This window comes from Pseudomonas sp. IT-93MI4 (assembly GCF_949767635.1).
Classification (GTDB): domain Bacteria; phylum Pseudomonadota; class Gammaproteobacteria; order Pseudomonadales; family Pseudomonadaceae; genus Aquipseudomonas; species Aquipseudomonas putida_A.
The window spans coordinates 77,253-102,016 of the sequence record NZ_CATKPP010000004.1 but is presented as its reverse complement, the minus strand read 5'-3'; the positions used below and the strand labels follow the sequence as shown (position 1 = coordinate 102,016).

General features: G+C 60.8%; 20 protein-coding genes. 5 read left to right on the top strand and 15 right to left on the bottom strand.

Annotation, left to right across the window (positions count from 1 at the left end; genetic code table 11):
- Positions 1–10: 10 nt before the first annotated feature.
- Together ACM6I7_RS03705 and ACM6I7_RS03700 are read right to left on the bottom strand one after the other, a co-directional pair.
- On the bottom strand, positions 11–1,204 hold the full coding sequence (locus tag ACM6I7_RS03705; protein ID WP_414887975.1) for an efflux RND transporter periplasmic adaptor subunit: 1,194 nt from the start codon (positions 1,202–1,204) through the stop codon (positions 11–13).
- A 49-nt stretch (positions 1,205–1,253) separates the two neighbouring features.
- Positions 1,254–2,501, bottom strand: coding sequence for a TolC family protein (locus ACM6I7_RS03700; RefSeq protein WP_414887974.1), 1,248 nt, complete (start codon positions 2,499–2,501; stop codon positions 1,254–1,256).
- Positions 2,502–2,913: 412 nt separating this feature from the next.
- Between ACM6I7_RS03700 and ACM6I7_RS03695 the strand changes: the two genes are divergently transcribed.
- Together ACM6I7_RS03695 and ACM6I7_RS03690 are read left to right on the top strand one after the other, a co-directional pair.
- Positions 2,914–3,588, top strand: coding sequence for a heavy metal response regulator transcription factor (locus tag ACM6I7_RS03695; RefSeq protein WP_027614650.1), 675 nt, complete (start codon positions 2,914–2,916; stop codon positions 3,586–3,588).
- Complete coding sequence (locus tag ACM6I7_RS03690; protein ID WP_414887973.1) at positions 3,585–5,024, top strand: heavy metal sensor histidine kinase; 1,440 nt, start codon at positions 3,585–3,587, stop codon at positions 5,022–5,024. The genes ACM6I7_RS03695 and ACM6I7_RS03690 overlap by 4 nt, the downstream gene beginning before the upstream one ends.
- 122 nt (positions 5,025–5,146) lie before the next feature.
- Here the strand turns inward: ACM6I7_RS03690 and ACM6I7_RS03685 are convergent, their stop codons facing one another.
- Genes ACM6I7_RS03685 through ACM6I7_RS03660 form a run of 6 tightly spaced genes read right to left on the bottom strand, consistent with a single transcriptional unit; the run spans position 5,147 to position 11,097 of the window.
- A complete protein-coding gene (locus tag ACM6I7_RS03685) occupies positions 5,147–6,889 on the bottom strand; it encodes an ABC transporter substrate-binding protein (protein WP_025108977.1) in 1,743 nt (580 codons plus the stop codon).
- A 47-nt stretch (positions 6,890–6,936) separates the two neighbouring features.
- Positions 6,937–7,209, bottom strand: a complete 273-nt coding sequence (locus ACM6I7_RS03680) for a DUF2160 domain-containing protein (protein WP_027614647.1) — start codon at positions 7,207–7,209, stop codon at positions 6,937–6,939.
- 10 nt (positions 7,210–7,219) lie between these two features.
- On the bottom strand, positions 7,220–8,020 hold the full coding sequence (locus ACM6I7_RS03675; RefSeq protein ID WP_027614646.1) for a carbohydrate ABC transporter permease: 801 nt from the start codon (positions 8,018–8,020) through the stop codon (positions 7,220–7,222).
- A gap of 10 nt (positions 8,021–8,030) precedes the next feature.
- Positions 8,031–8,897, bottom strand: a complete 867-nt coding sequence (locus ACM6I7_RS03670) for a carbohydrate ABC transporter permease (RefSeq protein ID WP_007961995.1) — start codon at positions 8,895–8,897, stop codon at positions 8,031–8,033.
- Positions 8,894–10,003 carry an ABC transporter ATP-binding protein gene (locus ACM6I7_RS03665; RefSeq protein ID WP_047597573.1) on the bottom strand — a complete coding sequence of 370 codons (1,110 nt, stop codon included), beginning with the start codon at positions 10,001–10,003 and terminating at the stop codon, positions 8,894–8,896. Before ACM6I7_RS03665 ends, ACM6I7_RS03670 begins: the two co-directional genes overlap by 4 nt.
- Entirely contained in the window at positions 10,003–11,097 is a 1,095-nt protein-coding gene (locus ACM6I7_RS03660) for an ABC transporter ATP-binding protein (protein ID WP_095138884.1), read from the bottom strand. The genes ACM6I7_RS03665 and ACM6I7_RS03660 overlap by 1 nt, the downstream gene beginning before the upstream one ends.
- A 381-nt stretch (positions 11,098–11,478) precedes the next feature.
- Between ACM6I7_RS03660 and ACM6I7_RS03655 the strand changes: the two genes are divergently transcribed.
- Entirely contained in the window at positions 11,479–13,329 is a 1,851-nt protein-coding gene (locus tag ACM6I7_RS03655) for a sigma-54-dependent Fis family transcriptional regulator (protein ID WP_414887971.1), read from the top strand.
- 177 nt (positions 13,330–13,506) lie between these two features.
- Here ACM6I7_RS03655 and cysS read toward each other — a convergent pair whose 3' ends face one another.
- Both cysS and ACM6I7_RS03645 read right to left on the bottom strand, forming a co-directional pair.
- Positions 13,507–14,889, bottom strand: a complete 1,383-nt coding sequence (gene cysS, locus ACM6I7_RS03650) for a cysteine--tRNA ligase (RefSeq protein WP_115990196.1) — start codon at positions 14,887–14,889, stop codon at positions 13,507–13,509.
- Between the two features lie 22 nt (positions 14,890–14,911).
- Positions 14,912–16,612: a glutamine--tRNA ligase/YqeY domain fusion protein gene (locus ACM6I7_RS03645; protein ID WP_027614640.1), complete on the bottom strand. Its 1,701-nt coding sequence runs from the start codon at positions 16,610–16,612 to the stop codon at positions 14,912–14,914.
- A 251-nt stretch (positions 16,613–16,863) separates the two neighbouring features.
- On the opposite strand from ACM6I7_RS03645, the gene ACM6I7_RS03640 reads away from it, so the two are divergent.
- Together ACM6I7_RS03640 and lpxH are read left to right on the top strand one after the other, a co-directional pair.
- Complete coding sequence (locus tag ACM6I7_RS03640) at positions 16,864–17,370, top strand: peptidylprolyl isomerase (protein ID WP_414887970.1); 507 nt, start codon at positions 16,864–16,866, stop codon at positions 17,368–17,370.
- Positions 17,367–18,119: a UDP-2,3-diacylglucosamine diphosphatase gene (gene lpxH, locus ACM6I7_RS03635; RefSeq protein WP_414887969.1), complete on the top strand. Its 753-nt coding sequence runs from the start codon at positions 17,367–17,369 to the stop codon at positions 18,117–18,119. The genes ACM6I7_RS03640 and lpxH overlap by 4 nt, the downstream gene beginning before the upstream one ends.
- A gap of 125 nt (positions 18,120–18,244) precedes the next feature.
- Here lpxH and ACM6I7_RS03630 read toward each other — a convergent pair whose 3' ends face one another.
- The 5 genes from ACM6I7_RS03630 to ACM6I7_RS03610 all read right to left on the bottom strand — a co-directional run bounded on the left by ACM6I7_RS03630 (position 18,245) and on the right by ACM6I7_RS03610 (position 24,745).
- On the bottom strand, positions 18,245–19,774 hold the full coding sequence (locus ACM6I7_RS03630) for a DHA2 family efflux MFS transporter permease subunit (RefSeq protein WP_027614637.1): 1,530 nt from the start codon (positions 19,772–19,774) through the stop codon (positions 18,245–18,247).
- A gap of 237 nt (positions 19,775–20,011) precedes the next feature.
- Positions 20,012–21,214: an efflux RND transporter periplasmic adaptor subunit gene (locus ACM6I7_RS03625; protein ID WP_096795658.1), complete on the bottom strand. Its 1,203-nt coding sequence runs from the start codon at positions 21,212–21,214 to the stop codon at positions 20,012–20,014.
- A gap of 14 nt (positions 21,215–21,228) precedes the next feature.
- Positions 21,229–22,698 carry an efflux transporter outer membrane subunit gene (locus tag ACM6I7_RS03620; RefSeq protein WP_183782624.1) on the bottom strand — a complete coding sequence of 490 codons (1,470 nt, stop codon included), beginning with the start codon at positions 22,696–22,698 and terminating at the stop codon, positions 21,229–21,231.
- Complete coding sequence (locus tag ACM6I7_RS03615) at positions 22,688–23,170, bottom strand: MarR family winged helix-turn-helix transcriptional regulator (RefSeq protein WP_414887968.1); 483 nt, start codon at positions 23,168–23,170, stop codon at positions 22,688–22,690. The genes ACM6I7_RS03620 and ACM6I7_RS03615 overlap by 11 nt, the downstream gene beginning before the upstream one ends.
- 255 nt (positions 23,171–23,425) lie before the next feature.
- Positions 23,426–24,745 (bottom strand): HdeD family acid-resistance protein, encoded by a 1,320-nt coding sequence (locus ACM6I7_RS03610; protein ID WP_414887967.1) that lies wholly within the window; start codon positions 24,743–24,745, stop codon positions 23,426–23,428.
- Positions 24,746–24,764 lie beyond the last annotated feature (19 nt).

The window sequence follows — 24,764 nt, the reverse complement described above, 5'->3', positions numbered from 1 at the left end:
CCTTCCAGAATTAATGACTGTGCTCGGCTGAGGCTTTGCCCAGCTCCGACTTGAGGACGAAGCTGCCGGCGCTGGCGACTTGCACGCCCGGTTCCAGGCCTTGGGTGACTTCGACGTGGCCGGCGGCGCGGCTGCCCAGCTCCACCGCCTGCGCCTTGAAGCCGTCGTCGGTTCGGACGAATACCGTGGGTTTGTCCTCGACGGTCTGGATCGCGGTTTCCGGTACGGCGACTTTGGCCTGGCGGCTGTCGGTGGCAACCCGCACGGTGACGAACAGCCCCGGACGCCATGAGCCCTGCGGGTTTTCCAGGGTCACGCGTACGGTCGCGGTGCGGGTCTGTTCGCCGAGCAGGCTGCCGACGTACGCCACGCTGCCGGTCACTTCGGCCTTCAGTTCAGGCGCGCTGACGGTGACCGGTTTGCCCACCTGCACTTTGGTCAGATCCTTGGGCGAGACACCGAAGGTCACCCACACCCGCGACAGATCCGAGAGGGTGAAAGCCGCGGTGGTCTCATCGACCACCTCCCCCGGCGTCAGGTGTTTTTCCACTACCACGCCATCGAACGGTGCGCGCAGTTCGTAGCGATTGCCGCCGGTGGCGACCACGCTGCCGCTGAGCACGCTGATTTTTTGCCGGGCGTTGTTCATGGCGATTTCCGCTTCTTGCAAGGCCTGGCGCGCCTGCAGAAAATCCTGCTCGGCGGAGATCTTGTCCTGCCACAGTTTTTTCTCGCGCTCGTAGGTGGTGCGCGCCAGCGCCAGGCGACGTTGCGCGGCCGCCTGTTCGCTGCGCTGATCGGAGATCTGCTGACTGGCGATCACCGCCAGCAACTGGCCTTTTTTCACCGGTTGCCCGAGGTTGACCGCCACCGACTCGACCACCCCCGGCACGCGCGGCACGACGTGTGCCGTGCGGTCCTCGTCGAAGCGCACTTCGCCGGGAAACGACAAGTCGAGACTGATGCTTTGCGCCCGGGCCTCGGCCAGTTGAATGCCTGCGGCGGCGATCTGCTCGGCGCTCAATTCGATGTGGCCTTCTTCGGCATGTTCGCCTTCGGCGGCAGCGCCCTCCTCGGCGTGATCGGCGTGTTCGGAGGCCTCATCGGCATGCGCGTCGATATTTGAATTGGCCGGCCACATCGAACCGATGCCAATGCCGAGCGCCAAGGTCGCCACCGCGACCACCATCAGTTTTTTATCCATGGAAACTCCTCTGCGCCGTGCCATCGCGCAGTTGTCTGAAAAGTGAAATTCAAGGGCTGACGCTGAGGTCGCCGTAGATCCGTTCGAGGCGCACGCGGGCGTCGGTCGCCTCGCTGACGGCCTGGATGTACTGGCTGCGCGCGGCGATCAGGGTGCGTTGGGCATCAAGCACGTCGAGGAAAGCGAACTTGCCCATTTCGAAACCACGGGTGGCGCTGTCCACTGCGCTTTGTGCGGCAGGCAGGATGGTCTGGTTGAACGCGTTGACTTCGCCGTTGGCGGTCTGCCATTGCTCAAGGCTGGTCTGGACTTCGGTGCGCAAACGCAGCTCGGTGGCGTTGCGCAGATCCCGCGCCTGATCGCTGCGCCTTGCGGCGGCGAGCACATTGCCCTGATTGCGGTTGAACAGCGGAATCGGCATCGACAGCCCGACCACGTTGACCCGTTCGCGCTCGGTTTCGCTGTACTGACTGCCGATGCTCACGGTCAGGTCGGGAATGCGCTGCGACTTTTCCAGGCCCAACGAGGCTTCGCGCTGATCGATCTGCAGCTTCGCCAGACGCAGCTCGGCAGTCTGGTTCAGACGCTCGAGCAAACGGCCGGGCGGCGGCAGCGTGGCGAGGTTTTGCGTGGCGGCTTGCACGTTGGTCGAGGTCGGTAACGGTGCGCCCATGACTTGCGCCAGTTGCTGATAGGCGTTGGCCTGATCGCGCTCGGCGCGGCTCACCTCCAGGCGCACTTCCGAGAGCTGCACCTGTGCTCGCGTACCTTCGACCGGCGACGATTTACCGGCCTCGATCCGCCCCTGAGCAACGCGCACACCGTGCTCGGCCAGTTGCAGCGACTGGCGCGCCAGCTGCAAGCGTTGCTGCGCGGTTTGCGCGCTGTTGAACGCCTGGAACACATCGGCGCGCAAGGCATTGCGCTTGCGCTCCAGCTCGATGCCGGCGGCGTCCTGCGCACGGCTGGCGACATCGATGCGCGCACCGCGTTTACCGCCCAGCTCAATCGGCTGGCTGAGCATCACCGTGGTGGTGCGCGAGTTGCGCCGGGTGTCTTCGGCCTCCCACGACACCTCGGGATTGGGGATCAGGCCGGCCTGCTGGCGATCGCCCTCGGCAATACCGATTTCCCATTGCGCGGCAGCGAGATCGGGGTTGCCGGCGAAAGCACTTTGCAGCGCCTGATCCAGTGTCAGGGTCGATGCGCTGGCCAGGCTGCTGCTCGCCAGCAACAAGAGGCCGCTGGCGGTTTTGTTCAGGCGTGATCGCGCCGTCAGTTCGATTAAACCGGGCAATGGAGGACTTCCTTTAATTCAGGATTTTTCGATGCCGCAACGTTAGGGTTTTGAACTTATCGACAAGGTGACTGGAACATTACAAATCCGTTATCCACGGTTCAGCAAAGTTGTTTTGTTCTAGGATGCGAAGTGCAAAAGGCTTTGCCGCAATACATGGAAACAAATACTCAGTAGTTATCTGCCGAACAGCACTTGCCTGAATGAAATACATGTCTGCTGGCGCATTCAGGCTGCGACAGGCTGTCGCGGATGGCCGTTTTAAAGGCCTCCAAGATTGACCCTGTAGCCACTACAGCCTTTACCGTATTCGTCATTCAGTTATTGAACAGCGTCCGGAAGACCTTACAAAAACCATAACTTTCCCGGCCACCTTAATTAAATATCCCTTAAATAAAAGTGGTGATAGATCATGCGAATCCTTGTCGTTGAGGACGAGCTTAAAGCTGCCGAATACTTGCATCAGGGTTTGACCGAAAGTGGTTATATCGTTGATCACGCCGCCACCGGTGCCGATGGATTGCATCTGGCGCAACAGCAGGCTTATGACCTGATTATTCTCGACGTGAACCTGCCGGAACTGGACGGCTGGGGTGTGCTGGAGCAACTGCGCCGCACCCACTCGACGCGGGTGATGATGCTCACCGCGCGCGGGCGGCTGGCGGACAAGATTCGCGGTCTGGACCTGGGCGCCGACGACTACCTGGTCAAGCCGTTCGAGTTTCCCGAACTGCTGGCGCGGGTCCGCACCCTGATGCGCCGCAGCGAAAACATACCAGTGCCGCAGGTGTTGAAAGTCGCTGATCTGGAACTGGATCCGGGCCGGCATCGGGCGTTTCGGGGTGCGCAGCGCATCGACCTGACCACCAAGGAATTCGCCCTGCTGCACTTGTTGATGCGCCAGTCCGGCGAGGTGCTGACCCGTACGCAGATCATCTCGCTGGTGTGGGACATGAATTTCGACTGCGACACCAACGTAGTCGAAGTGTCGATCCGGCGCTTGCGGGCGAAGATCGATGACCCGTTCGACAACAAGCTGATTCACACCCTGCGCGGTGTCGGCTACGTGCTGGAGGCCCGCGAATGAAGCCGGCCAGCCTGTCGATGCGCCTCGGTCTGACGGTGAGTATTCTCGGTGCGCTGTTGGTGGTGTTTCTGGCGATCCTTGCCTATTTCGCCCTGACCCATGAGCTGAATGCACTGTCCCGCGACAGCCTGCAAAAGAAGATGGCGCAGGTGGAGCACAGCCTGTCGCTGTATGTCGACGCCAACGAAGTCAGTGGCAGGCCGCACATTCTGCTCGATCAGGTCATGGGCCATGACAACCTGACGCTGACGATTTATGACCGTTCGAACCTGCGTACGCCGCTGCTCAAATCCGGCTCGGGACTCAAGGATCCACGCGCCGAATTGCGCGCAGTGCGAACCACCACCGAACAATTGGCCTATAGCGAAAGCATCGATGACGAGGGTGCGAAGTTCCTTACCGCGTCGAAGCTGATTCGGCTCAAGGACGGCAGCAGCGTGCCGGTGCTGTTGTCGATGGACAACGCGCACGATCAGGCGCTGCTCAGCGCCTATCTGCGCTCGACGCTGATTGCCTTGCCGCTGTTGCTGGTGTTCATCGGCCTGACGGCGTGGGGCGCGGTGCAGCGTGGATTGGCGCCGCTGCGCGAGTTTCGCAAAGTGGCGGCGAGGGTCTCGACGCAGGATCTGGAGCATCGGCTGTCGGTGGTGAACATGCCGCAGGAGTTGAGCGAACTGGCGCAGGGCATCAACTTCATGCTGCATCGGCTGGATGCCGGGGTGCAGCAGTTGTCGCAGTTCTCAGATGACCTGGCGCATGAGTTGCGCACGCCGATCAACAACCTGATGGGCAAGGCCCAAGTGACGCTGTCTCGCGAGCGCACGAGTGAGGAATACCAGGATGTGCTGGTGTCCTGCACCGAAGAGCTGGAGCGCGTGGCGCGGATTGTTTCGGACATGCTGTTTCTGGCGCAGGTCAGTCATCCGTCGGCACTGGCGCCATTTGAAACGGTGCCGCTGGAGGCGGAAGCGGCGAAGGTTGCGGAGATGTTTTCGCTGGCGGCGCAGGACAAGCAGATTCATTTGAATGTTGTTGGCAGCGCATCGGTGTTGGGCGATCGGCTGATGATCCAGCGGGCGATTTCCAATCTGCTGTCGAATGCGCTGCGTCATTGCCCGAACGGCAAAACCATCACCTTGCTGATCGAGCAAGGCGCGACGCAGGCTTCACTGCTGGTCAGCAATCCCGGCACCGGCATCGAGGCGCAACACCTGCCGCACCTGTTCGACCGCTTCTACCGCGTCGACAGCGCCCGCTCGCGCTCACAGGGCAGCACCGGGCTGGGACTGGCAATCGTGCGCTCGATCATGAGCCTGCATCAGGGCGTGGCGGAGGTGAAGAGCTTGCCCGGCGTCATGACCGTATTCCGCCTCGGTTTTCCTGCGGTGACACCCATGACCCCATCGCTTGCAGGCAAGCTCCCACAGGGACAGTAGTCATTCACAAAATATGTGGACGCCGCCAAAACCTGTGGGAGCGAGCTTGCTCGCGAAAGCGGTAGATCAGGCAACAAAAAAACGGCACCTTACGGTGCCGTTCGCCTTTCACATTTCAGCTATTACTTACGCGCATCCGCCCACGATTTCAGCAGTTCGTTGTAGCTCACGGTCTCGCCCTTCGGCTTCTCGTTGGCCAGTTTCGGTTTCGGTGCGCCTGGCTGGTCGAACCAGTACTGTGCGTCGCGCTCCGGGTTCATTTTCGGGGCGCATACTGCTTGCGCCTTGGAGCGTTCGAGGCGGGTCATGATCGCGTCCTGATCCTTGGCCAGGCCGTCCAGCGCCTGTTGCGGAGTCTTCTCGCCGCTGGCCGCTTCGGCGATGTGGCTCCACCACAATTGCGCCAGGCGCGGATAGTCCGGCACGTTGGTTCCGGTCGGGGTCCATTGCACGCGGGCCGGACTGCGGTAGAACTCGACCAGCCCACCAAGTTTCGGCGCCAGATCAGTCATCGCCTGCGAGTTGATGTCCGACTCGCGAATCGGTGTCAGGCCGACGATGGTTTTCTTCAGCGACACGGTTTTCGAGGTGACGAACTGCGCGTACAGCCACGCCGCCAGTTTCTGTTTCTCAGGCGTGGATTTCATGAATGTCCACGAACCCACGTCCTGATAGCCGAGCTTCATGCCCTCTTCCCAATACGGCCCGCGCGGCGACGGCGCCATGCGCCATTTCGGCGTGCCGTCGGCGTTGACCACCGGCAGGCCCGGTTTGGTCATGTCGGCGGTGAACGCGGTGTACCAGAAGATCTGCTGGGCGATGTTGCCTTGAGACGGCACCGGGCCGGACTCGGAGAAGGTCATGCCCGCCGCTTCCGGTGGCGCGTAGGCCTTGAGCCAGTCGACGTATTTCTGCGTGGCGAACACTGCCGCCGGGCCGTTGGTGTCACCGCCGCGAGTCACGCTGGAACCGACCGGGTGGCAGTCCTCGACGCGAATCCCCCACTCGTCCACCGGCAAGCCGTTGGGCAGGCCCTTGTCGCCGCCACCGGCCATGGAGAACCAGGCATCGGTGAAACGCCAGCCCAGCGACGGGTCTTTCTTGCCGTAGTCCATGTGCCCGTAGACGCGTTTACCGTCGATTTCCTTGACGTCTTCGCTGAAGAATTTGGCGATGTCTTCATAGGCCGACCAGTTCACCGGCACGCCCAATTCGTAGCCGTACTTTTCCTTGAATTTGGCTTTCAAGTCCGCGCGTTCGAACCAGTCGGCGCGGAACCAGTACAAGTTGGCGAACTGCTGATCGGGCAACTGATAAATCTTGCCATCCGGCGCGGTAGTGAACGAGATGCCGATGAAATCCTTGATGTCGAGGGTCGGCGAGGTGAAGTTCTTGCCTTCGTTGGCCATCAGGTCGGTGATCGACTCGGTCTTGCCGTAGCGAAAGTGCGTACCGATCAGGTCCGAGTCGTTGACCCAGCCGTCGTAGATGTTCTTGTCCGACTGCATCACCGTCTGCATTTTTTCCACCACGTCGCCTTCTTGCAGCAGGTCGTGGGTGAGCTTGATCCCGGTGATTTCAGTGAAGGCCTTGGCCAGCACCTTGGACTCGTATTCGTGGGTGGTCAGGGTCTCGGAAACCACTTTGATTTCCATGCCGCGAAACGGCTCGGCGGCCTTGATGAACCACTTCAATTCTTCGAGCTGCTGATCCGCCGTCAGGGTCGACGGCTTGAATTCACTGCCGATCCATTTTTTCGCCGCGTCTTCGTAGGCATCGGCCCAGGCAGATGCGCTCAAACCGCTGAGTGCCAGCATGGCTGCCAATGAAATGCTATGTCGCAGCTTATTGTTTTTGTCGAACATAGAGACCTCCAGTTTGAGTTACGGAGCACGATTGCCGAGCGACTCGACTAGCCCCAGCGCATCACAACCAACAGCCACACCAGAGACAGCGCGGACGCTACCCAGATGCTCCAGTCGGTGACGCCGATTACCAGCAGATGCAGGTAGGCGCTGCCGAGAAGACCGATGAACAAGCGATCGCCACGGGTGGTGGCAATCGGCAGAAAACCTCGCCGCAGGATGCTCGGCGAGCGCAATTCCCAGGTGGTCATGCCCACCAGCAACAGGCCGATGGCAATAAAGAACCCCGCCGTGGGGGTGGTCCAGCTCATCCATTCCATCATGCGTTCCTCAGACCCGACCGAGGGCAAAGCCCTTGGCCACGTGGTTGCGAACAAACCAGATCACCAGCATCCCCGGGAGGATGGTCAACACCCCCGCCGCCGCCAGCACGCCCCAGTCGATGCCCGAAGCGGAAACCGTACGGGTCATCACCGCGGCAATCGGCTTGGCGTTGACCGAAGTCAGCGTGCGCGCCAGCAGCAGTTCGACCCAGGAAAACATGAAGCAGAAGAACGCCGTGACGCCGATGCCCGAGCCGATCAGCGGGATGAAAATCTTCACGAAGAACTTGGGAAAGCTGTAGCCGTCGATGTATGCGGTTTCGTCGATTTCCTTGGGCACCCCGGACATGAAACCTTCAAGAATCCACACCGCCAGCGGCACGTTGAACAGGCAGTGCGCCAAGGCCACGGCGATGTGCGTGTCGAACAGCCCGATCGACGAATAGAGCTGGAAGAACGGCAACAGAAACACCGCCGGTGGCGCCATGCGGTTGGTCAGCAGCCAGAAGAACAGGTGCTTGTCGCCGAGGAAGCGATAGCGCGAAAACGCATAGGCCGCTGGCAGCGCCACACTCAGCGAGATCACCGTGTTCAGGCTGACGTAATACAGTGAATTGAGATAACCGGTGTACCAGCTCGGATCGGTGAAAATCACCTTGTAGTTGTGCCAGGTGAAATCCTGGGGGAACAGGGTCAACCCGCCGAGAATTTCGGTGTTGCTCTTGAACGACATGTTCAGCAACCAGTAGATCGGCACCAGCAGGAACAGGATGTACACCAGCAACGGGATCAGCTTTCTCTTGCTCATGGCCGGGCCCTCAGCGGTTGGCGTCGGAATGGGTCATGGCGGTGTAGAACAGCCACGAGACCAGCAGGATGATCAGGAAGTACACCAGCGAAAACGCCGCCGCCGGCCCCAGATCGAATTGGCCGACCGCCATCTGCGTCAGCGTCTGACTGAGGAAAGTCGTGGCATTGCCCGGCCCGCCGCCGGTGAGCACGAACGGCTCGGTGTAAATCATGAAACTGTCCATGAAGCGCAGCATCACCGCGATCAGTAGTACGCTTTTCAGCTTGGGCAACTGGATGTGCCTGAACACTGCCCACGCCGAAGCCCGGTCGATCCGCGCCGCCTGGTAATACACGTCGGGAATCGCCCGCAGCCCGGAAAAACACAGCAGCGCCACCAGCGAAGTCCAGTGCCAGACGTCCATCACCAGCACCGTCACCCAGGCGTCCATGGTGTTGGCCGCATAGTTGTAGCTGATGCCCAGGGCATTCAGGCTCGAACCGAGCAGTCCAATGTCGGCACGGCCGAAGATCTGCCAGATGGTGCCGACCACATTCCACGGGATCAGCAGCGGAATCGCCAGGATGATCAGCACCACTGACGACCAGCGGCCCTTGGTCGGCATGGTCAGGGCGACGGCGATACCCAACGGGATTTCGATCAGCAGCACGCAGGCCGAGTAGATGAACTGGCGTAGCAGCGAGTCATGCAGACGCGGATCGAGCAGCACCTGTTTGTACCAGTCGGCGCCGACGAAGTAGCGGCTGGACTGGTCGAAAATGTCCTGCACCGAATAGTTGACGACGGTCATCATCGGGATCACCGCACTGAACGCCACCAGCAGAAATACCGGCAACACCAGCCACCAGGCCTTGTTGTTCTGCACCTTGTTCATGGCTGCACCTCTTCATCGGCTTCAAGCAGAAACTCATCGGCATAGACCATCAGCCACTGTGCCGGAAAACTGATGTACGCCGTGCCCTGCGGCACCGGTTTGTCTTCGGCCAGACGCACCTTCAGCGGCGCACCATCGAGGTCGAGGGTGAGAATCTTGTAGGTGCCCAGGTCCTCGACGTGGACCACCCGCGCCTGCATCGCCTCGTCAAACGGCTCGTCCCAGACATGGATGAACTCCGGGCGGATGCCGACCTTCAGATTTTTCCACTGACCGTGTTCGATATGCCGTTGCAAGGCGTCGGACAGTGGCAAGTGCGTCGAAGCGAAACCGACCCCGCCCGGCTGCGGCTGCACCTCGATCAGGTTCATCCCCGGGCTGCCGATGAAGTAGCCGACAAAGGTGTGGCTCGGCCGCTCGAACAATTCCCGGGGCGTGCCGAACTGCACGATCTGTCCGCCGTACATCACCGCGATCTTGTCGGCGAAGGTCGAAGCTTCGAGCTGATCGTGGGTGACGTAGACCATGGTGATGTTGAACTGCTCGTGGATCTGCTTGAGCTTGCGTCGCAGCTTCCATTTCAGATGCGGGTCGATCACCGTCAGCGGCTCGTCGAAGAGGATCGCCGAGACGTCGTCACGCACCAGACCACGGCCCATGGAGACTTTCTGTTTTTCGTCGGCGGTGAGGTTGCGCGCCTTCTTGCTCAGCAGGTTTTGCAGGTCGAGGACTTCGGCGATTTCCTGCACCTTGCTGTGCACTTTCGCCTCGGCCATGCCCTGATTGCGCAGGGGGAAGGCCAGGTTGTCGAACACGGTCATGGTGTCGTAGACCACCGGGAACTGGAACACCTGGGCGATGTTGCGCTTCTCCGGGGTCAGGTCGTTGACCGCTTTGCCATCGAACAGCACATGTCCTTGCGAGGGGCTGAGCAGGCCGGAAATGATGTTGAGCAAGGTCGATTTGCCGCAACCCGAAGGGCCGAGCAAGGCATACGCGCCGCCCTGCTCCCAAATGTGGTCCATCTCGCGGATCGCGTAATCGTCAGGCCCGCTCGGGGTTTTGCTGTAGCTGTGGGCGAGGTGCTGCAAACGGATTTCGGCCATCAGGCAACCCTCGCGACACGTTGGCCCGGTGCCTGCACCAGACGGCCCTGCGCATCGAACACGAACAGTTTGTGAGTCGGGATGTAGATGCGGATCGGCGCATCGACGTCGTATTCGTGAACCCCCGGCAGGTGCAGCACCAGCAGGAAATGCTCGTTGCGCACGTGCAGGAAGGTTTCCGAACCGCTGATCTCGGCCACTTCGACGGTCACCGCCAACTCCAGATCGTCATCGTTGCTCGGCACCAGCGAGATATGGCTGGGGCGCACGCCAAAGCGAAACTCGCCCTCACCCACCGGGCGCAGATCGACGTTCAGCGGGAAGTGCACGAAGTTGGCGAAGCTGACTTCGTTGCCGGCGATGCGCCCGGGCATCAGGTTGATCGGCGGCTCGGAAAACAGCTCCGCCGCCAGCACGGTTTGCGGCTGGTGGTAGACCGAGGTCGACGGGCCGCTCTGGATCACCCGACCCTCGTGCAGAATCGTCGTGGTGCCGCCCAGCGCCAACGCTTCGTTGGGTTCGGTGGTGGCGTAGATCGCAATGGTGTGGCGCAGCTTGAACAGCTCGCGCATTTCCTGGCGCAGTTCTTCGCGCAGCTTGTAGTCGAGGTTGACCAGTGGCTCGTCGAACAGGATCAGCTCGGCGTCCTTGACCAGCGCCCGGGCCATCGCCGTGCGCTGCTGCTGACCGCCGGACAGCTCCAGCGGATAGCGCTGCAGGAACTTCTCGATGCGCAGCATCTTCGCGGTTTCCAGCACTTTGCTATGAATGATTTCTTTGGAAACACCGGCCTGACGCAGCGGCGAGGCGATGTTCTCGAACACGGTCATGGTCGGGTAATTGATGAACTGCTGATAGACCATCGACACGTTGCGCAGGCGCACCGGGCGCTGGGTGACGTCGACGCCGTTCATCAGGATCCGGCCACTGTCGGGCTTGTCCAGGCCTGCCATCAGGCGCATCAGGCTGGTCTTGCCGGACAGCGTGCGGCCGAGCAGAACGTTGAAGGATCCGGGTTCGAATTTCAGGCAGGCATCGTCGATCCAGGTCTGGCCCTCGACGGTGCGGCTGACGTGCTCCAGGGTGAGTGACATGGCTCGGCCTTTTTATTATTGGAGTCAAGCGACCTGTGCAGCAGAGCGACATTCGTGCCAGAAATGGCAAGTGGTTGATTTGTCGTGAAAAGGGCTGAAAACGCGGGGATCGGGCGTTCATTGCTGAACACATTTGAACAGTTGGGCGATTGACAATGAACAATAGTGAACAACACTCTATGAACGCTTTTTGCCCAAATTCTGTGAACGATGAAAATCCAATGTGGGAGCGGGCTTGCTCGCGAAGGCGGTGTGTCAGTCGATGTAAATGTGTCTGATATACCGCTTTCGCGAGCAAGCCCGCTCCCACAGTTTTGATCTGTGTTGGTTTTGAAAGCAGTGCCATAACAACAATAAAATGCCCTTCAGAGGCCCACCACCATGGCCGCACCTGCCCCGCCGCTGTCCCACGACGCGATTGTCCAGACCTCCTGGCAACGTTGCCGCGCCTTCGGCCTTGACCACCAGAGCGCCCCGGCCTTCGATCAATTGCCCGCCGCCGGGATCGCGCAGCTGCTCGACCGTCACCACGCGCTGGTGCAGACCACCCATCAGGAAGTGCTGCCGTACTACGAGAACATCCTCAGCAACTCCAATTGCCTGATCATGCTCGCCGACCATCAGGGTCAGGTGCTGACCTCGTGGGGCACTCAGCGCTTTATCGAGCCGAACCTGGCCCGAGGGTTTAGCGCCGGGGCGAGCTGGATGGAACGCTGCAGTGGCACCAATGCGATCGGCACCGCGCTGGCCTGCGAACAGGCGGTGCACATCGAGCACGATGAACACTTTCTGAAAGCCAACCGTTTCATGACCGGTTCCGCCGCGCCGATTTTCGATGCCGAGCGCAAGGTTATCGCCGTGCTCGACGTGTCCAGCGACAGTTACCTGCCGCCCTCGCACACGCTGGGCATGGTCAAGATGATGAGCCAGACCGTGGAGAACCGGCTGATCCTCAACCTGTTCCACGGCCAGCACTTTCAACTGACGTTCAACACCGGGTTGAACAACCTCGACAGTCAGTGGGCTGGTTTGTTGATTTTCGACGAGAGCGGTCAAGTGCTGTCGGCCAATCGTCGCGCCGACAATCTGCTCGGCGTGCGCCTGTCGCGGGTCAGTGTCGAGAGCCTGTTCAACGTGTCGCTGCTGGAGTTGATCAATCAGCCGGATGGATTGCCGTTCGCCCTGCAGACCTCCGGGCGCAACCGTTTTCAGTGTGTGCTGAAGCGCCCGCAACAGGCAGCGGTTCAGCCTCGGGTATTTGCTGAACCGAAGAGCGCCGAAAAGTCGCTCAAACCCGCGGGCGCCATCAGCCTCAGCACCCTGCACTTCGGTGACAGCCGGGTGGAAAAAGCCGTGCGTCAGGCCGAACGCCTGCTGGAGAAAGACATTCCGCTGCTGATCCACGGCGAAACCGGAGTCGGCAAGGAAGTCTTCGTCAAAGCCCTGCACCAGGCCAGTTCGAGAAGCAAACAGGCATTTATCGCCGTCAACTGCGCGGCGATCCCCGCCGAACTGGTGGAATCAGAACTGTTCGGCTATGAAAAAGGCGCGTTCACCGGCGCCAACCAGAAAGGCAGCATCGGCCTGATCCGCAAAGCCGACAAAGGCACCCTCTTCCTCGACGAAATCGGTGACATGCCGTTGCCGACTCAGGCCCGGCTGCTGCGGGTGTTGCAGGAGCGCTGTGTGCAACCGGTGGGCAGCAGTGAGTTGTTCGCGGTGGATCTGCGGATCATCTCGGCGACCAACCGCTCTTTGCGCGAACAAGTGCAACTGGGGCGGTTTCGTGAGGACCTGTATTACCGCATCGGCGGTCTGACCCTGGAGTTGCCACCGCTCAGAGAGCGCAGCGATAAAGAGGCGCTGTTCAAACGCCTGTGGGAGCAGCATCGTGAACCGACGCAATGGGCCGGGCTCAGCCGCGAAGTGCTGGAGCTGTTCGAGCGGCACCCGTGGCCGGGCAATTTACGTCAGGTCAGCAGCGTGATGCAGGTGGCACTGGCAATGGCCGAGGAGCAGCCAGTGCGGCCGGAGCATTTGCCGGATGACTTTTTTGTCGATCTGGAGATGGAGCCGGTGGAGAGCGTGCAGCCGCTGGGGCTGGATCTGAATGATGTGGAAGCGTTGAACCGGGAGTTGAAAGCAGCCGGGGGGAATATTTCGCATCTGGCACGTAGGCTTGGGGTGAGCCGCAATACGCTCTACAAGCGCTTGCGGCAGGCGGAGAGCTGACTGCTGCGCAGTCAATCGCGAGCAGGCTCGCTCCCACAGGGGATGTGTGTCGCGCAAAGATCCACTGTGGGAGCGAGCCTGCTCGCGAAGGCATCAGCCCTGGCACTGCAGTAATTAAGCCATGCGCATCAACAAAAACCCGCACAAGGCGGGTTTTGTTTTATAGCGGATCAGGCATCAGTCAGCCAGGCGCCAGGTCGTGCCGCCCTTGCCGTCTTCCAGCACCACGCCCATGGCGGTGAGCTGGTCGCGGATGCGGTCGGATTCGGCCCAGTCTTTGCCAGCGCGTGCCGCCAGACGTGCAGCAATCAGCGCGTCGACTTCAGCCGCATCGACACGCCCTTCGGCGCCCGCTTGCAGGAAGTCATCGGCTTCCAGCTGCAACACGCCCAGCACGCTCGCCAGTTCTTTCAGACGTGCCGCCAGACCGGCCGCCGCGTCGAGATCGCTGTCGCGCAGACGGTTGATCTCACGCACCATCTCGAACAGCACCGCGCAGGCTTCCGGCGTGCCGAAGTCGTCGTTCATCACCGTGGTGAAACGCTCGACGAAGGCTTCGCCGCCAGCCGGAGCAACGCTCGGCAGGCCTTTCAACGCGTGGTAGAAACGCTCGAGTGCGCCCTTGGCGTCCTTGAGGTTGTCTTCCGAGTAGTTGATCGCGCTGCGGTAGTGGCTCGACACCAGCAGGTAACGCACGACTTCCGGGTGGTACTTGTCGAGCACGTCACGAATGGTGAAGAAGTTGTTCAAGGACTTGGACATCTTCTCGCCATTGATACGGATCATGCCGCAATGCATCCACGCGTTGGCGTAGGTCTTGCCGGTGGCCGCTTCGCTTTGGGCGATTTCGTTTTCGTGGTGCGGGAACTCGAGGTCGCTGCCGCCGCCATGAATGTCGAAGGTTTCACCGAGGCAGCAGGTGGACATCACCGAGCACTCGATGTGCCAGCCCGGACGCCCGGCGCCCCACGGCGATTCCCAGCTCGGCTCGCCCGGTTTGGCGGCTTTCCACAGGACGAAGTCCAGCGGATCTTCTTTCGACTCGTCGACTTCGATGCGTGCACCGATGCGCAGGTCTTCGATCTTCTTGCGCGACAGCTTGCCGTAGCCCATGAACTTGGCGACGCGGTAGTACACGTCGCCATTGCCCGGGGCGTAGGCGAAGCCCTTGTCGATCAGGGTCTGGATCATCGCGTGCATGCCCGGAATGTGATCCGTGGCGCGCGGCTCCATGTCCGGCTTCTTGATGTTCAGGCGCGCTTCGTCTTCGTGCATCGCGGCGATCATGCGCTCGGTCAGCGCGTCGAACGACTCACCGTTCTCGCGGGCACGATTGATGATCTTGTCGTCGATGTCGGTGATGTTGCGCACGTAGGTCAGGTCGTAACCGCTGAACCGCAACCAGCGGGTCACCAGGTCGAACGCGACCATGCTGCGGCCGTGGCCGAGGTGGCAGTAGTCGTACACGGTCATGCCGCACACGTACATGCGCACCTTGTTGCCATCCAGCGGCTTGAAGACTTCTTTGCTCTTGGTGAGCGTGTTGTAGATCGTCAGCACTTTATATTTCCTTGACGCTAAATCACTGGCCCCACGAATCACGCAGGGTCACGGTACGGTTGAATACCGGCTGACCTGGTTTCGAGTCCTTGATGTCGGCGACGAAGTAGCCTTCGCGCTCGAACTGGAAACGGTCTTCCGGCTGTGCGTTGCCAAGCGATGGCTCAGCACGACAACCGGTCAGCACTTGCAGTGAGTCAGGGTTGATGTTGTCGAGGAAACTCGCGCTGTCTTCGGCCTTCTCCGGGTTCGGAGAACGGAACAGGCGATCGTACAGACGCACTTCGCACTCGATGCTGGCAGCGGCCGGCACCCAGTGGATCACGCCTTTGACCTTGCGGCCTTCCGGGTTCTTGCCGAGGGTGTCCGGGTCGTACGAGCAACGCAGCTCGACGATGTTGCCGTCGGCGTCCTTGATCGCTTCGTCGGCACGGATCACGTAGCTGCCACGCAAACGCACTTCGCCGTTCGGCTCCAGGCGCTTGTAGCCCTTTGGCGGTTCTTCCATGAAGTCATCGCGGTCGATGTAGATTTCACGGGCGAACGGCAGCTGGCGCACGCCGAGTTCTTCTTTCTGCGGATGACGCGGCAATTCGAGGTTCTCGACCTGACCTTCCGGGTAGTTGGTGATCACGACTTTCAGCGGGCGCAGCACGCACATGGCGCGCGGCGCGTTCGCGTCCAGGTCCTGACGGATGCTGAACTCGAGCATGCCGAAGTCGACCACGCCGTCGGAACGGTTGGTGCCGATCATGTCGCAAAAGTTGCGGATCGACGCCGGCGTGTAGCCACGGCGACGGAAGCCGGACAGCGTCGACATGCGCGGGTCGTCCCAGCCATTGACGTGCTTTTCATCGACCAGTTGCTTGAGCTTGCGCTTGCTGGTGATGGTGTAGTTCAGGTTCAGGCGGCTGAACTCGTACTGGCGCGGGTTGGCCGGCACCGGCAGGTTTTCCAGGAACCACTCGTACAGCGGACGATGGCTTTCGAATTCCAGGGTGCAGATCGAGTGGGTGATGCCTTCGATGGCGTCCGACTGACCGTGGGTGAAGTCATAGTTCGGGTAGATGCACCACTTGTCACCAGTCTGATGGTGATGAGCGTGGCGGATGCGATACATGATCGGGTCGCGCAGGTTCATGTTCGGCGAGGCCATGTCGATCTTCGCGCGCAGCACGCGGGCGCCGTCCGGGAACTCACCGGCACGCATGCGCGCGAACCAGTCGAGGTTCTCTTCCACCGAACGGTCGCGGAACGGGCTGTTCTTGCCCGGCTCGGTCAGGCTGCCACGGTATTCCTTGGCCTGCTCAGGGGTCAGGTCGTCAACGTAGGCCTTGCCGGCCTTGATCAGCTCGATGGCCCAATCGTGCAACTGGTCAAAATACTGCGAGGCGTAGCGCACTTCGCCGGACCACTCGAAGCCCAGCCATTTGACGTCGGATTCGATCGCGTCGATGTATTCCTGGTCTTCCTTGGCCGGATTGGTGTCGTCGAAACGCAGGTGCGTGACGCCGCCGAACTCCTGGGCCAGGCCGAAGTTCACGCAGATCGACTTGGCGTGGCCGATGTGCAGGTAGCCGTTGGGCTCAGGCGGAAAACGGGTGACGATCTGGGTGTGCTTGCCCGAGTCCAGGTCTGCCTGGATGATCGGCCGCAGGAAATTGACCGGCACGGCAGGGCCGGACTTGGCATTCGAGGTAGGGTCGACAGTGGGCTTGCTCATAGGATCCTTGACTTACATGTGCGCGGCCGCAAAGGGGGCCAGACAAAACAAAGCCGCTATCATAGCCGATGCTGTCAAGGGCCTGACAGAGCGCGGCCTATAAAGGAGTGCATTTAATCGAAGGGTTTTGGAAAAACAGCCTCGAAATTCGCGCCTGTCACGCTAAACTGCGCTCCTTGGCCGAAGCAGGCTGAACCGGTTGTGGGGCTGAATGTCCCAGAACCACGAATTCCTTATAAAGAGTAGCGATCATGACTCAAGTCAAACTGACCACCAACTACGGCGACATCGTCATCGAACTGGACGCGGAAAAAGCGCCAATCACCGCTGCCAACTTCATCGAATACGTCAAGAAAGGTCACTACGAGAACGTAGTGTTCCACCGCGTGATCAAGGGCTTCATGATCCAGGGCGGCGGTTTCGAGCCTGGCATGCAGGAAAAGAAAGACAAGAGCCCAAGCATTCAGAACGAAGCTGACAACGGTCTGCAGAACGAGAAGTACACCGTTGCCATGGCCCGCACCATGGACCCGCATTCGGCCTCGGCGCAGTTCTTCATCAACGCCACCAACAACAGCTTCCTCAACCACACCGCCAAGACCGCTCAGGGCTGGGGTTATGCCGTGTTCGGTAAAGTGGTTGCCGGTACCGACGTGGTCGACAAGATCGAAGGCGTTGCCACCACTTCCAAGGCCGGTCACCAGGACGTGCCGAAAGACGACGTGATCATCGAGAAAGCCGAGATCATCGAAGCGTGATATTGCTGATTTCAGACTTGCATCTGGAAGAGGAGCGCCCGGACATTACCCGGGCGTTTCTGGATTTGCTCGCCGGACGCGCCCGCTCGGCGAGTGCGTTGTACATCCTCGGCGACTTTTTCGAGGCGTGGATTGGCGACGATGCCATGACGCCCTTTCAGCGTTCCATCTGCCAAGCCCTGCGCCAGTTGAGCGACAGCGGCACGGCGATTTTTCTGATGCACGGCAACCGCGACTTCCTGCTCGGCAAGGCCTTCTGCAAAGAAGCCGGCTGCACGCTGTTGAAGGATCCGAGTGTCGTGCAGTTTTACGGCGAGCCGGTGTTGTTGATGCACGGCGACAGCCTGTGCACCCGCGACGTGGGCTACATGAAGTTGCGCCGCTACCTGCGCAACCCGATCACCTTGTTCATCCTGCGCCACCTGCCGCTGAGCACCCGCCACAAACTGGCGCGCAAGCTGCGCAGCGAAAGCCGTGCGCAGACGCGGATGAAGGCCAATGACATCGTCGATGTCACACCGGAAGAGATTCCGCGGGTCATGCAGCAATACGGGGTAAAAACCCTGATCCACGGGCATACCCATCGTCCGGCGATCCACAAGCTGCAACTCGGCGAGCAGGCAGCTAAGCGGATTGTGCTGGGGGACTGGGATCGTCAGGGTTGGGCGTTGCAGGTGGATGAGAACGGGTATGCCCTGGCACCGTTCGACTTTGCTCCGCCGCCGGCCCTGCCCGCTCACGCAATCTAAAAGTCAAACACAAACCACTGTAGGAGTGAGCCTGCTCGCGATAGCGGTGTACCAGTCAACGAAGATGTTGAATGTGATACCGATATCGCGAGCAGGCTCACTCCTACATTTTGACCGCGTTTTGCTTAGTGACCGCTGGCGGCCGGCCCGGCCTTCGCCGCAAACGGTGGCTTCGCCAGCCACACAATCAGAATCAGCCCCATGAAGCCCCAGCCCAGCAACGTGAAGTAATCCACGGTGGAAAGCATGTACGCCTGGCTGGTGAGGATCTGATCCATCTGCGCGTACGCCGATTGGCTCGCGCCGCCTAAATGGTTCAAGGTCTCGCGGGTCGCCGGTTCGAAGGTGCTGATGCTTTCGCTCATGTACGCATGATGCTGATCGGCGCGGCGGATCCAGATCCACGTGGTCAGCGATGCGGCAAAGCTGCCGCCCAAGGTGCGCAGGAAGGTTGCCAGGCCTGCGCCGTCGGCGATCTGGCTCGGTGGCAGGTCGGACATCAGGATGCTCAGGGTCGGCATGAAGAACAGCGCCACGCCAATCCCCATGAATAGCTGCACCAGAGCGATGTGCTGGAAGTCCACCTCGTTGGTGAACTCGGCGCGCATGAAGCAGCTCAGGCCAATCGCGAGGAACGCCAGACCAGCCAGCAGGCGCAGGTCGAACTTGTTCGCGTACTTGCCGACAAACGGCGACAGCAACACCGGCAGAATCCCGATCGGCGCCACCGCCAGACCGGCCCAGGTCGCGGTGTAACCCATCTGGGTTTGCAGCCACTGCGGCAGGATCAGGTTGATGCCGAAGAACCCGGCGTAACCCAACACCAGCACCAGCGTGCCGATGCGAAAGTTGCGGTGCGCGAACAGGCGCAGATTCACCACCGGGTGCTGGTCGGTCATTTCCCAGATCACAAACACCGCCAGCGCGATCACCGAAATCGCCGCGCCGATGATGATGAAGTTCGACTCGAACCAGTCCAGGTCATTGCCCTTGTCGAGGATCACCTGCAGCGCGCCGACGCCGATGATCAGCGTGATCAGACCGACGTAGTCCATCGGCTGGCGACTGGTCTCCACCGGGCGCTTGGCCAGTTGCGAGCGCACCACCATCACCGCAAAGATGCCGATCGGTACGTTGATGAAGAAGATCCACGGCCAGCTGTAGCTGTCAGTGATCCAGCCACCGAGAATCGGACCTGCAATCGGTGCGACCACTGTGACCATCGCCAGCAACGCCAGGGCCATGCCGCGCCTCGCGGGGGGATAGACCGCAATCAACAGGGTTTGCGTCATCGGGTACAGCGGCCCGGCCACCAGGCCTTGCAGCACGCGGAAACCGATCAGTTCCGGCATCGAGGTGGAGATGCCACAGAGAAACGAGGCCAGCACGAACAGAATGGTGGCCCACAAAAATAGCTTCACCTCACCGAAACGGCGGCTGAGCCAACCGGTCAGCGGCAGCGCAATCGCGTTGCTCACGGCAAACGAGGTGATCACCCAGGTGCCCTGCTCCGAACTCACCCCGAGGTTGCCGGAAATGGTCGGCAGCGCCACGTTGGCGATGGTGGTGTCGAGCACTTGCATGAACGTCGCCAGCGACAGGCCGATGGTGCTGAGCAACAGGCTGGGCGGCGTGAAAGAGGCGTTATTGCTCATTGTGAATCCTATGAAACCGGGTTGACGCCCTGTCTGTTACAGACACAGCAGCCCTTGTGGGAAAAAATCAATGTTGCAAGGAAACACTGTGGCGAGGGGATTTATCCCCGATAGGCCGCGAAGCGGCCCCTCCTTTGATTCATAAAAGCCGGGCCTGCTGCGCAGTCCATCGGGGATAAATCCCCTCACCACAGTAAATCTCATCACCTTGAGAACCTGTTCCCACAGGGGAAAGGGTCAGCGTTGCGCAGTCTTGCTCACCGCTGCGCTGTTGTCGTGGATCAGCTGCGCAATCATCGCGTCGGCTTCGGCCAGTTGGCGGTCGTAGACGTTGGTGCTGAACGAGGCCTTTTGCGGTGGTTGCTGGGCCAGCACCGGGCCGCTCTGGTCGTGCAGGTTCACTTCTACGTTGGTCGACAGACCGACCCGCAGCGGGTGCTTGGCCAGCTCTTCGGCATTGATGTGAATCCGCACCGGCACACGCTGCACGATCTTGATCCAGTTACCGGTGGCGTTCTGCGCCGGCAACAGGGCGAACGCGCTGCCGGTACCGGCGCCGAGGCTGTCGACGGTGCCGCTGTATTTCACGCTGCTGCCGTAGATGTCGGACTCGATGTCCACCGGTTGACCAATGCGCATGTCACGCAGTTGGGTTTCCTTGAAGTTGGCGTCGATCCACAGTTGATCCAGCGGAATCACCGCCATCAGCGCGGTGCCCGGCTGTACGCGCTGACCGAGCTGCACGGTGCGCTTGGCGACGTAACCGGTGACTGGCGCGATCAGGGTGCTTCGGGCGTTGGTCAGGTACGCCTGACGCAGATCGGCAGCGGCCGACATCACGTCCGGGTGCGACGAAACCACGGTGTCATCGACCAGCGCGCTGGTGGTTTTCAGTTGCTGCTTGGCGTTGGCCAGGGCGTTTTGCGCCGAGGTCAGGTCGTCGCGGGCGTGGGACAGTTCTTCCTGGGAAATCGCCCCGCCAGCAGCGAGGTTTTTCCGGCGGTTGTAGTTGTCCTGTGCTTTCTGTACTTCTGCCTGTTGCGCGTTGACCTGGGCTTTCATGCCATCGACGTTGCTGTACAGGCCGCGCACCTGACGCACGGTACGCGCCAGTTTTGCCTGAGCACTTTGCAGGCCGACTTCGGCGTCGTTCGGGTCGAAGTTGATCAGCACCTGCCCTTCGTGAACCAGATCGCCGTCGTCGGCGCCGATGCTGACCACGGTGCCGGTGACCAACGGGGTGATCTCCACGACGTTGCCGTTGACGTAGGCGTCGTCGGTGCTTTCGTTGAAGCGCCCGATGAATTCGTGATACGCCCACACGCCAGCACCAGCGAGCAGGACCACGACGGCCAGCACCAGCAGCATGAATTTGCGCTTGCGCGGATTGCCGGTGTCGGGGGTGTTGGTTTGAGTTTGGGTGTTTTCGGCAGTGGCCATGACAAATACCTGAATTAGTTGTGCGACGTGGCTGGGGTGGCGTTGGCTGCGGTCAGGGTTTCACCCTGAAAGCCGCCGCCCAGCGCTTGCATCAGTTGAATCGACAGGTCGATCTGCTCGGCATTGAGGTTGGCCAGCTGACGCTGGGCCTGCAGCAATTGCTGCTCGATGCTGAGCACGTCCAGGTAGTTGCCGATGCCGGAACCGTAACGCTGGACGACGGTGTTGTAAGAATCCTGAGCAATCTCGGTGGCGTGTTGCTGCGCGCCGATCTGCCGGCCGATGTCACGCAACTGGTTGATCGTGTCGCTGACATCACCGAGGGCTTTCACCAGGCTTTTGTTGTACTGCGCCACCGCCAGATCGTAATCGGCGTCGCGCGCATCGAGGTTGGCGCGCAGGCGCCCGCCGTCGAAGATCGGCACCGAAATGGTCGGGGCGATGCTGAAGAAGCGACTGGCCGACCCGAACATCGCGTCACCCAACAAGGATTCGGCACCGGCCGAAGCCGTGAGGTTCAAGTTGGGATAGAAGCGGGTTTTCGCCGAGTCGATGTCTTTGCTCGCCGCCTCTACACGCCAGCGCGCAGCGACCAGATCCGGACGCCGACCGAGCAGTTCCGCCGGCAACACCGACGGCACCGCCACGGCGCTGGCTTGCAGAACTTTCGGTCGAGCAATTTCGTTGCCGCGATCCGGGCCTTTGCCGAGCAGTACGGCCAAGGCGATTTTCGCGCTGTTCAGACGTTTTTCAGCGTCGATCAGGCTGGCTTCGGAACTGGCCTCAAGGCTTTGGGTTTGCTGGAACTGGTACTGGCTGTCGATCCCGGCACTCAAGCGGCGCTGGCTCAGATCGAGCATCTGTTTGGTGCGTTTCAGATCGTCGTTGGCCAGGTCGTAGACGATGTGCGCCTGACCCAGATCGCTGTAGGCCCGGGCCACGTCGGCGGCGAGGGTCAATTGCGCGGCCTGACGGTCGACTTCGGCAGCGCGAGCCTGACCGAGTGCAGCTTCCCAGGCATCACGCTGGCCGCCCCACAGGTCGAAGTTGTAATTGAAACCGGCGCTGACGTTACGCACGGTCGCATAAGCATCGCCCTGCCCGCGCGGGTCCTGATCCTTGGCCAGGCGCGAACGGCTGATGCCGGCGCTGGCGTCGAGGGTCGGATAGCGTTCGGCATCGGCGGCATACGCGGCGGCGCTGGCCTGATGCGCGCGGGCTTCGGCGATCTGCATGTCCGGGCTGTCGTGCAGCGCTTCGCGGATCAGCCCGTCGAGTTGCGGATCGCCGAGGCTCGTCCACCAGTCGCTCTTCGGCCATGCCGCCGGCGACAGAGTCACGCCGTTGAGCGACTGGCCGACTTTCAGGCTTTTCGCGTCGAGATTTTTGCCCTGAGTGTCGAGGCCGCTGTAGTTGGCGCAGCCGGCGAGGATCATCGCCGACAGCACCAGGGTCAGGCTGCTGCGCAAGGTTTTACCGCTCATTGTGTTCACCTAACCGCTGGATAGTGATCGGGTCACCGGCTGCCAGCAGGATTTTCTTGAGGATGTATTCCAGGGTTTTCAGCTCTTCACGAGAGATGGCGCCGGCCAGTTCATTCATCGCATCGGCACCGATGTATGGCAGGCGATCGGCCAGTTGCTGGCCCTGCTCGGTGAGTTTGAGTTGCACCTGACGGCGATCGCCTTCGCTGCGTTGGCGAGCCAGGAAACCTTTCTGCTCCAGACGATCGAGCATGCGTGTCATCGAACCGCTGTCCAGCGACAAATGCCGGCACAGCTCGGCCGGGGTGTCGACGCCGAACTGGGCCATGATGATCAACACCTTGAACTGCGCGGCGGTGATGCCGTGGGGTTCCATGTGGATGTCGATGATCCGGTCCTTGAGCAGCGCGGCACGGCCGAGCAACAGACCGAGATGGCAATGTTTGAATTCGTCCGGGGTGAAATGCTTCATGTGCTCACCTAATAACTGCCTAGGCAGTGAATGTATGTCGAGATGTTACTGCCTAGGCAGCTAATGTCAACGTAATAGTTAGGTTGCTTTGTAATTAGTTGACCAGTGGAGTGGGTTTTTGTGTTGCCCGCACTGACGCTTTCGCGAGCAGGCTCGCTCCCACAGGGTCATGCGTCAGCCAGACAATATTGGCAAGGACCCAAAACCTGTGGGAGCGAGCCTGCTCGCAAAGGCAGCGACTCGGTGTAACGTCGGTCAGGATTTGTCGGAAGGATGCACAGCCGGCGGCTGGAGGGGATGCACTTCACGCCCGCGCAAAGCAGTCACTGCATAACCGCAGGCGCGTTTGATCACCGCATACATGCTGTGCCAGCCCGGCGGTGCCGGCTCGATGGCGGCATGCAGCGCCCGTGCGTAATCGAGCACCAGACCGGGCGTCCAGGCCATCACTTCAGCGCGTTTACGCACCTGCGCCGCCACCCAGAACTCGGGGCTGAGGACCACTCTGGCGAAATCGAGCATGCTCGAATGCCCGCGATTCATCGCCCCTTCAAGGGCTGCTTCGAGGCTGTGAGCGACGGCACTCGAGCAGTTGCGGCTGGTGAGATTGTACGTGCTGTTCTGCCGATATTCGCTCCAGAACGCCTGCAACCGCCGGGCGTCGTAGTGAGCAAAACTGACCTGAACCGAAGACGGGCACCAGTCAGCCACCTCCCCCGCATAATCAGGCAGAAACCGCCCGGCGACATCGTTGTTCGGCGTCGCCCGCAGCAAGCGCACGAAATCCCCCGCCGAACGATCGATGTCGTCCAGCGGGTAATGGCTGATGTAAATGTCCGGGCCACATTCCAGCGCCGCGTGGCCGGCCGAGATTACGCCGTTGATGTCGACTGCGGCGATATAGCGATTGAGCAGACGGTTGCGCACCAGAGTGTCATCGACGGTGCCGCTGGGGGTCCAGACATGAATGACCAATGCGTCGCTGCTGGCCGGCGCACTGGGCGCAACAGGGTTTGTCAGCGGCGGCAGGTGTCTGAAGCGCACGGCTTGGCGCAATAACGCGCAGCCCGAGAGAAACAGGCTCATGCCGATGCAGAACGGCACCGTGCCCTTGTACAACGTCGGATACGGTTCAAGGATAAACAGGCCAAAGCCGATTTCGAACAATCCGGTCAGCAACGACAATTGCCAACCGACAAAGCGCACCACCACCGCAGCCGCCAGCCTGAAGACCCCGTCAACGATGAAAGCCCCGCCAAACAGCACCGCCAGAATCAGCCCGGCAGCATGTTGCCGGTCAACGATCAGCAGCCCCAGCAAGAGAAACGCCAGACCTCGCGCTTTACGCAGGGCCGCAGCGGTCCCGGTCTGCGGTGCCGGCACCAGCAGCAGGATCAGCGCTTCGAGCAACAACAGATAGCCGAAGAGATGCAGCGGGAAATACAAAACGCCATCCAGCGCATCGATGAAGATCGCCACCCCGGCCGCGCCCCAGACAATGCCGGTCAGCGCCAGTGCCGACCAACGCTTGCGGACAAAGTCATTACCGAGCAAGACCATACTCAAGCGGACCATAGGCGCAACCGGCAAGGTT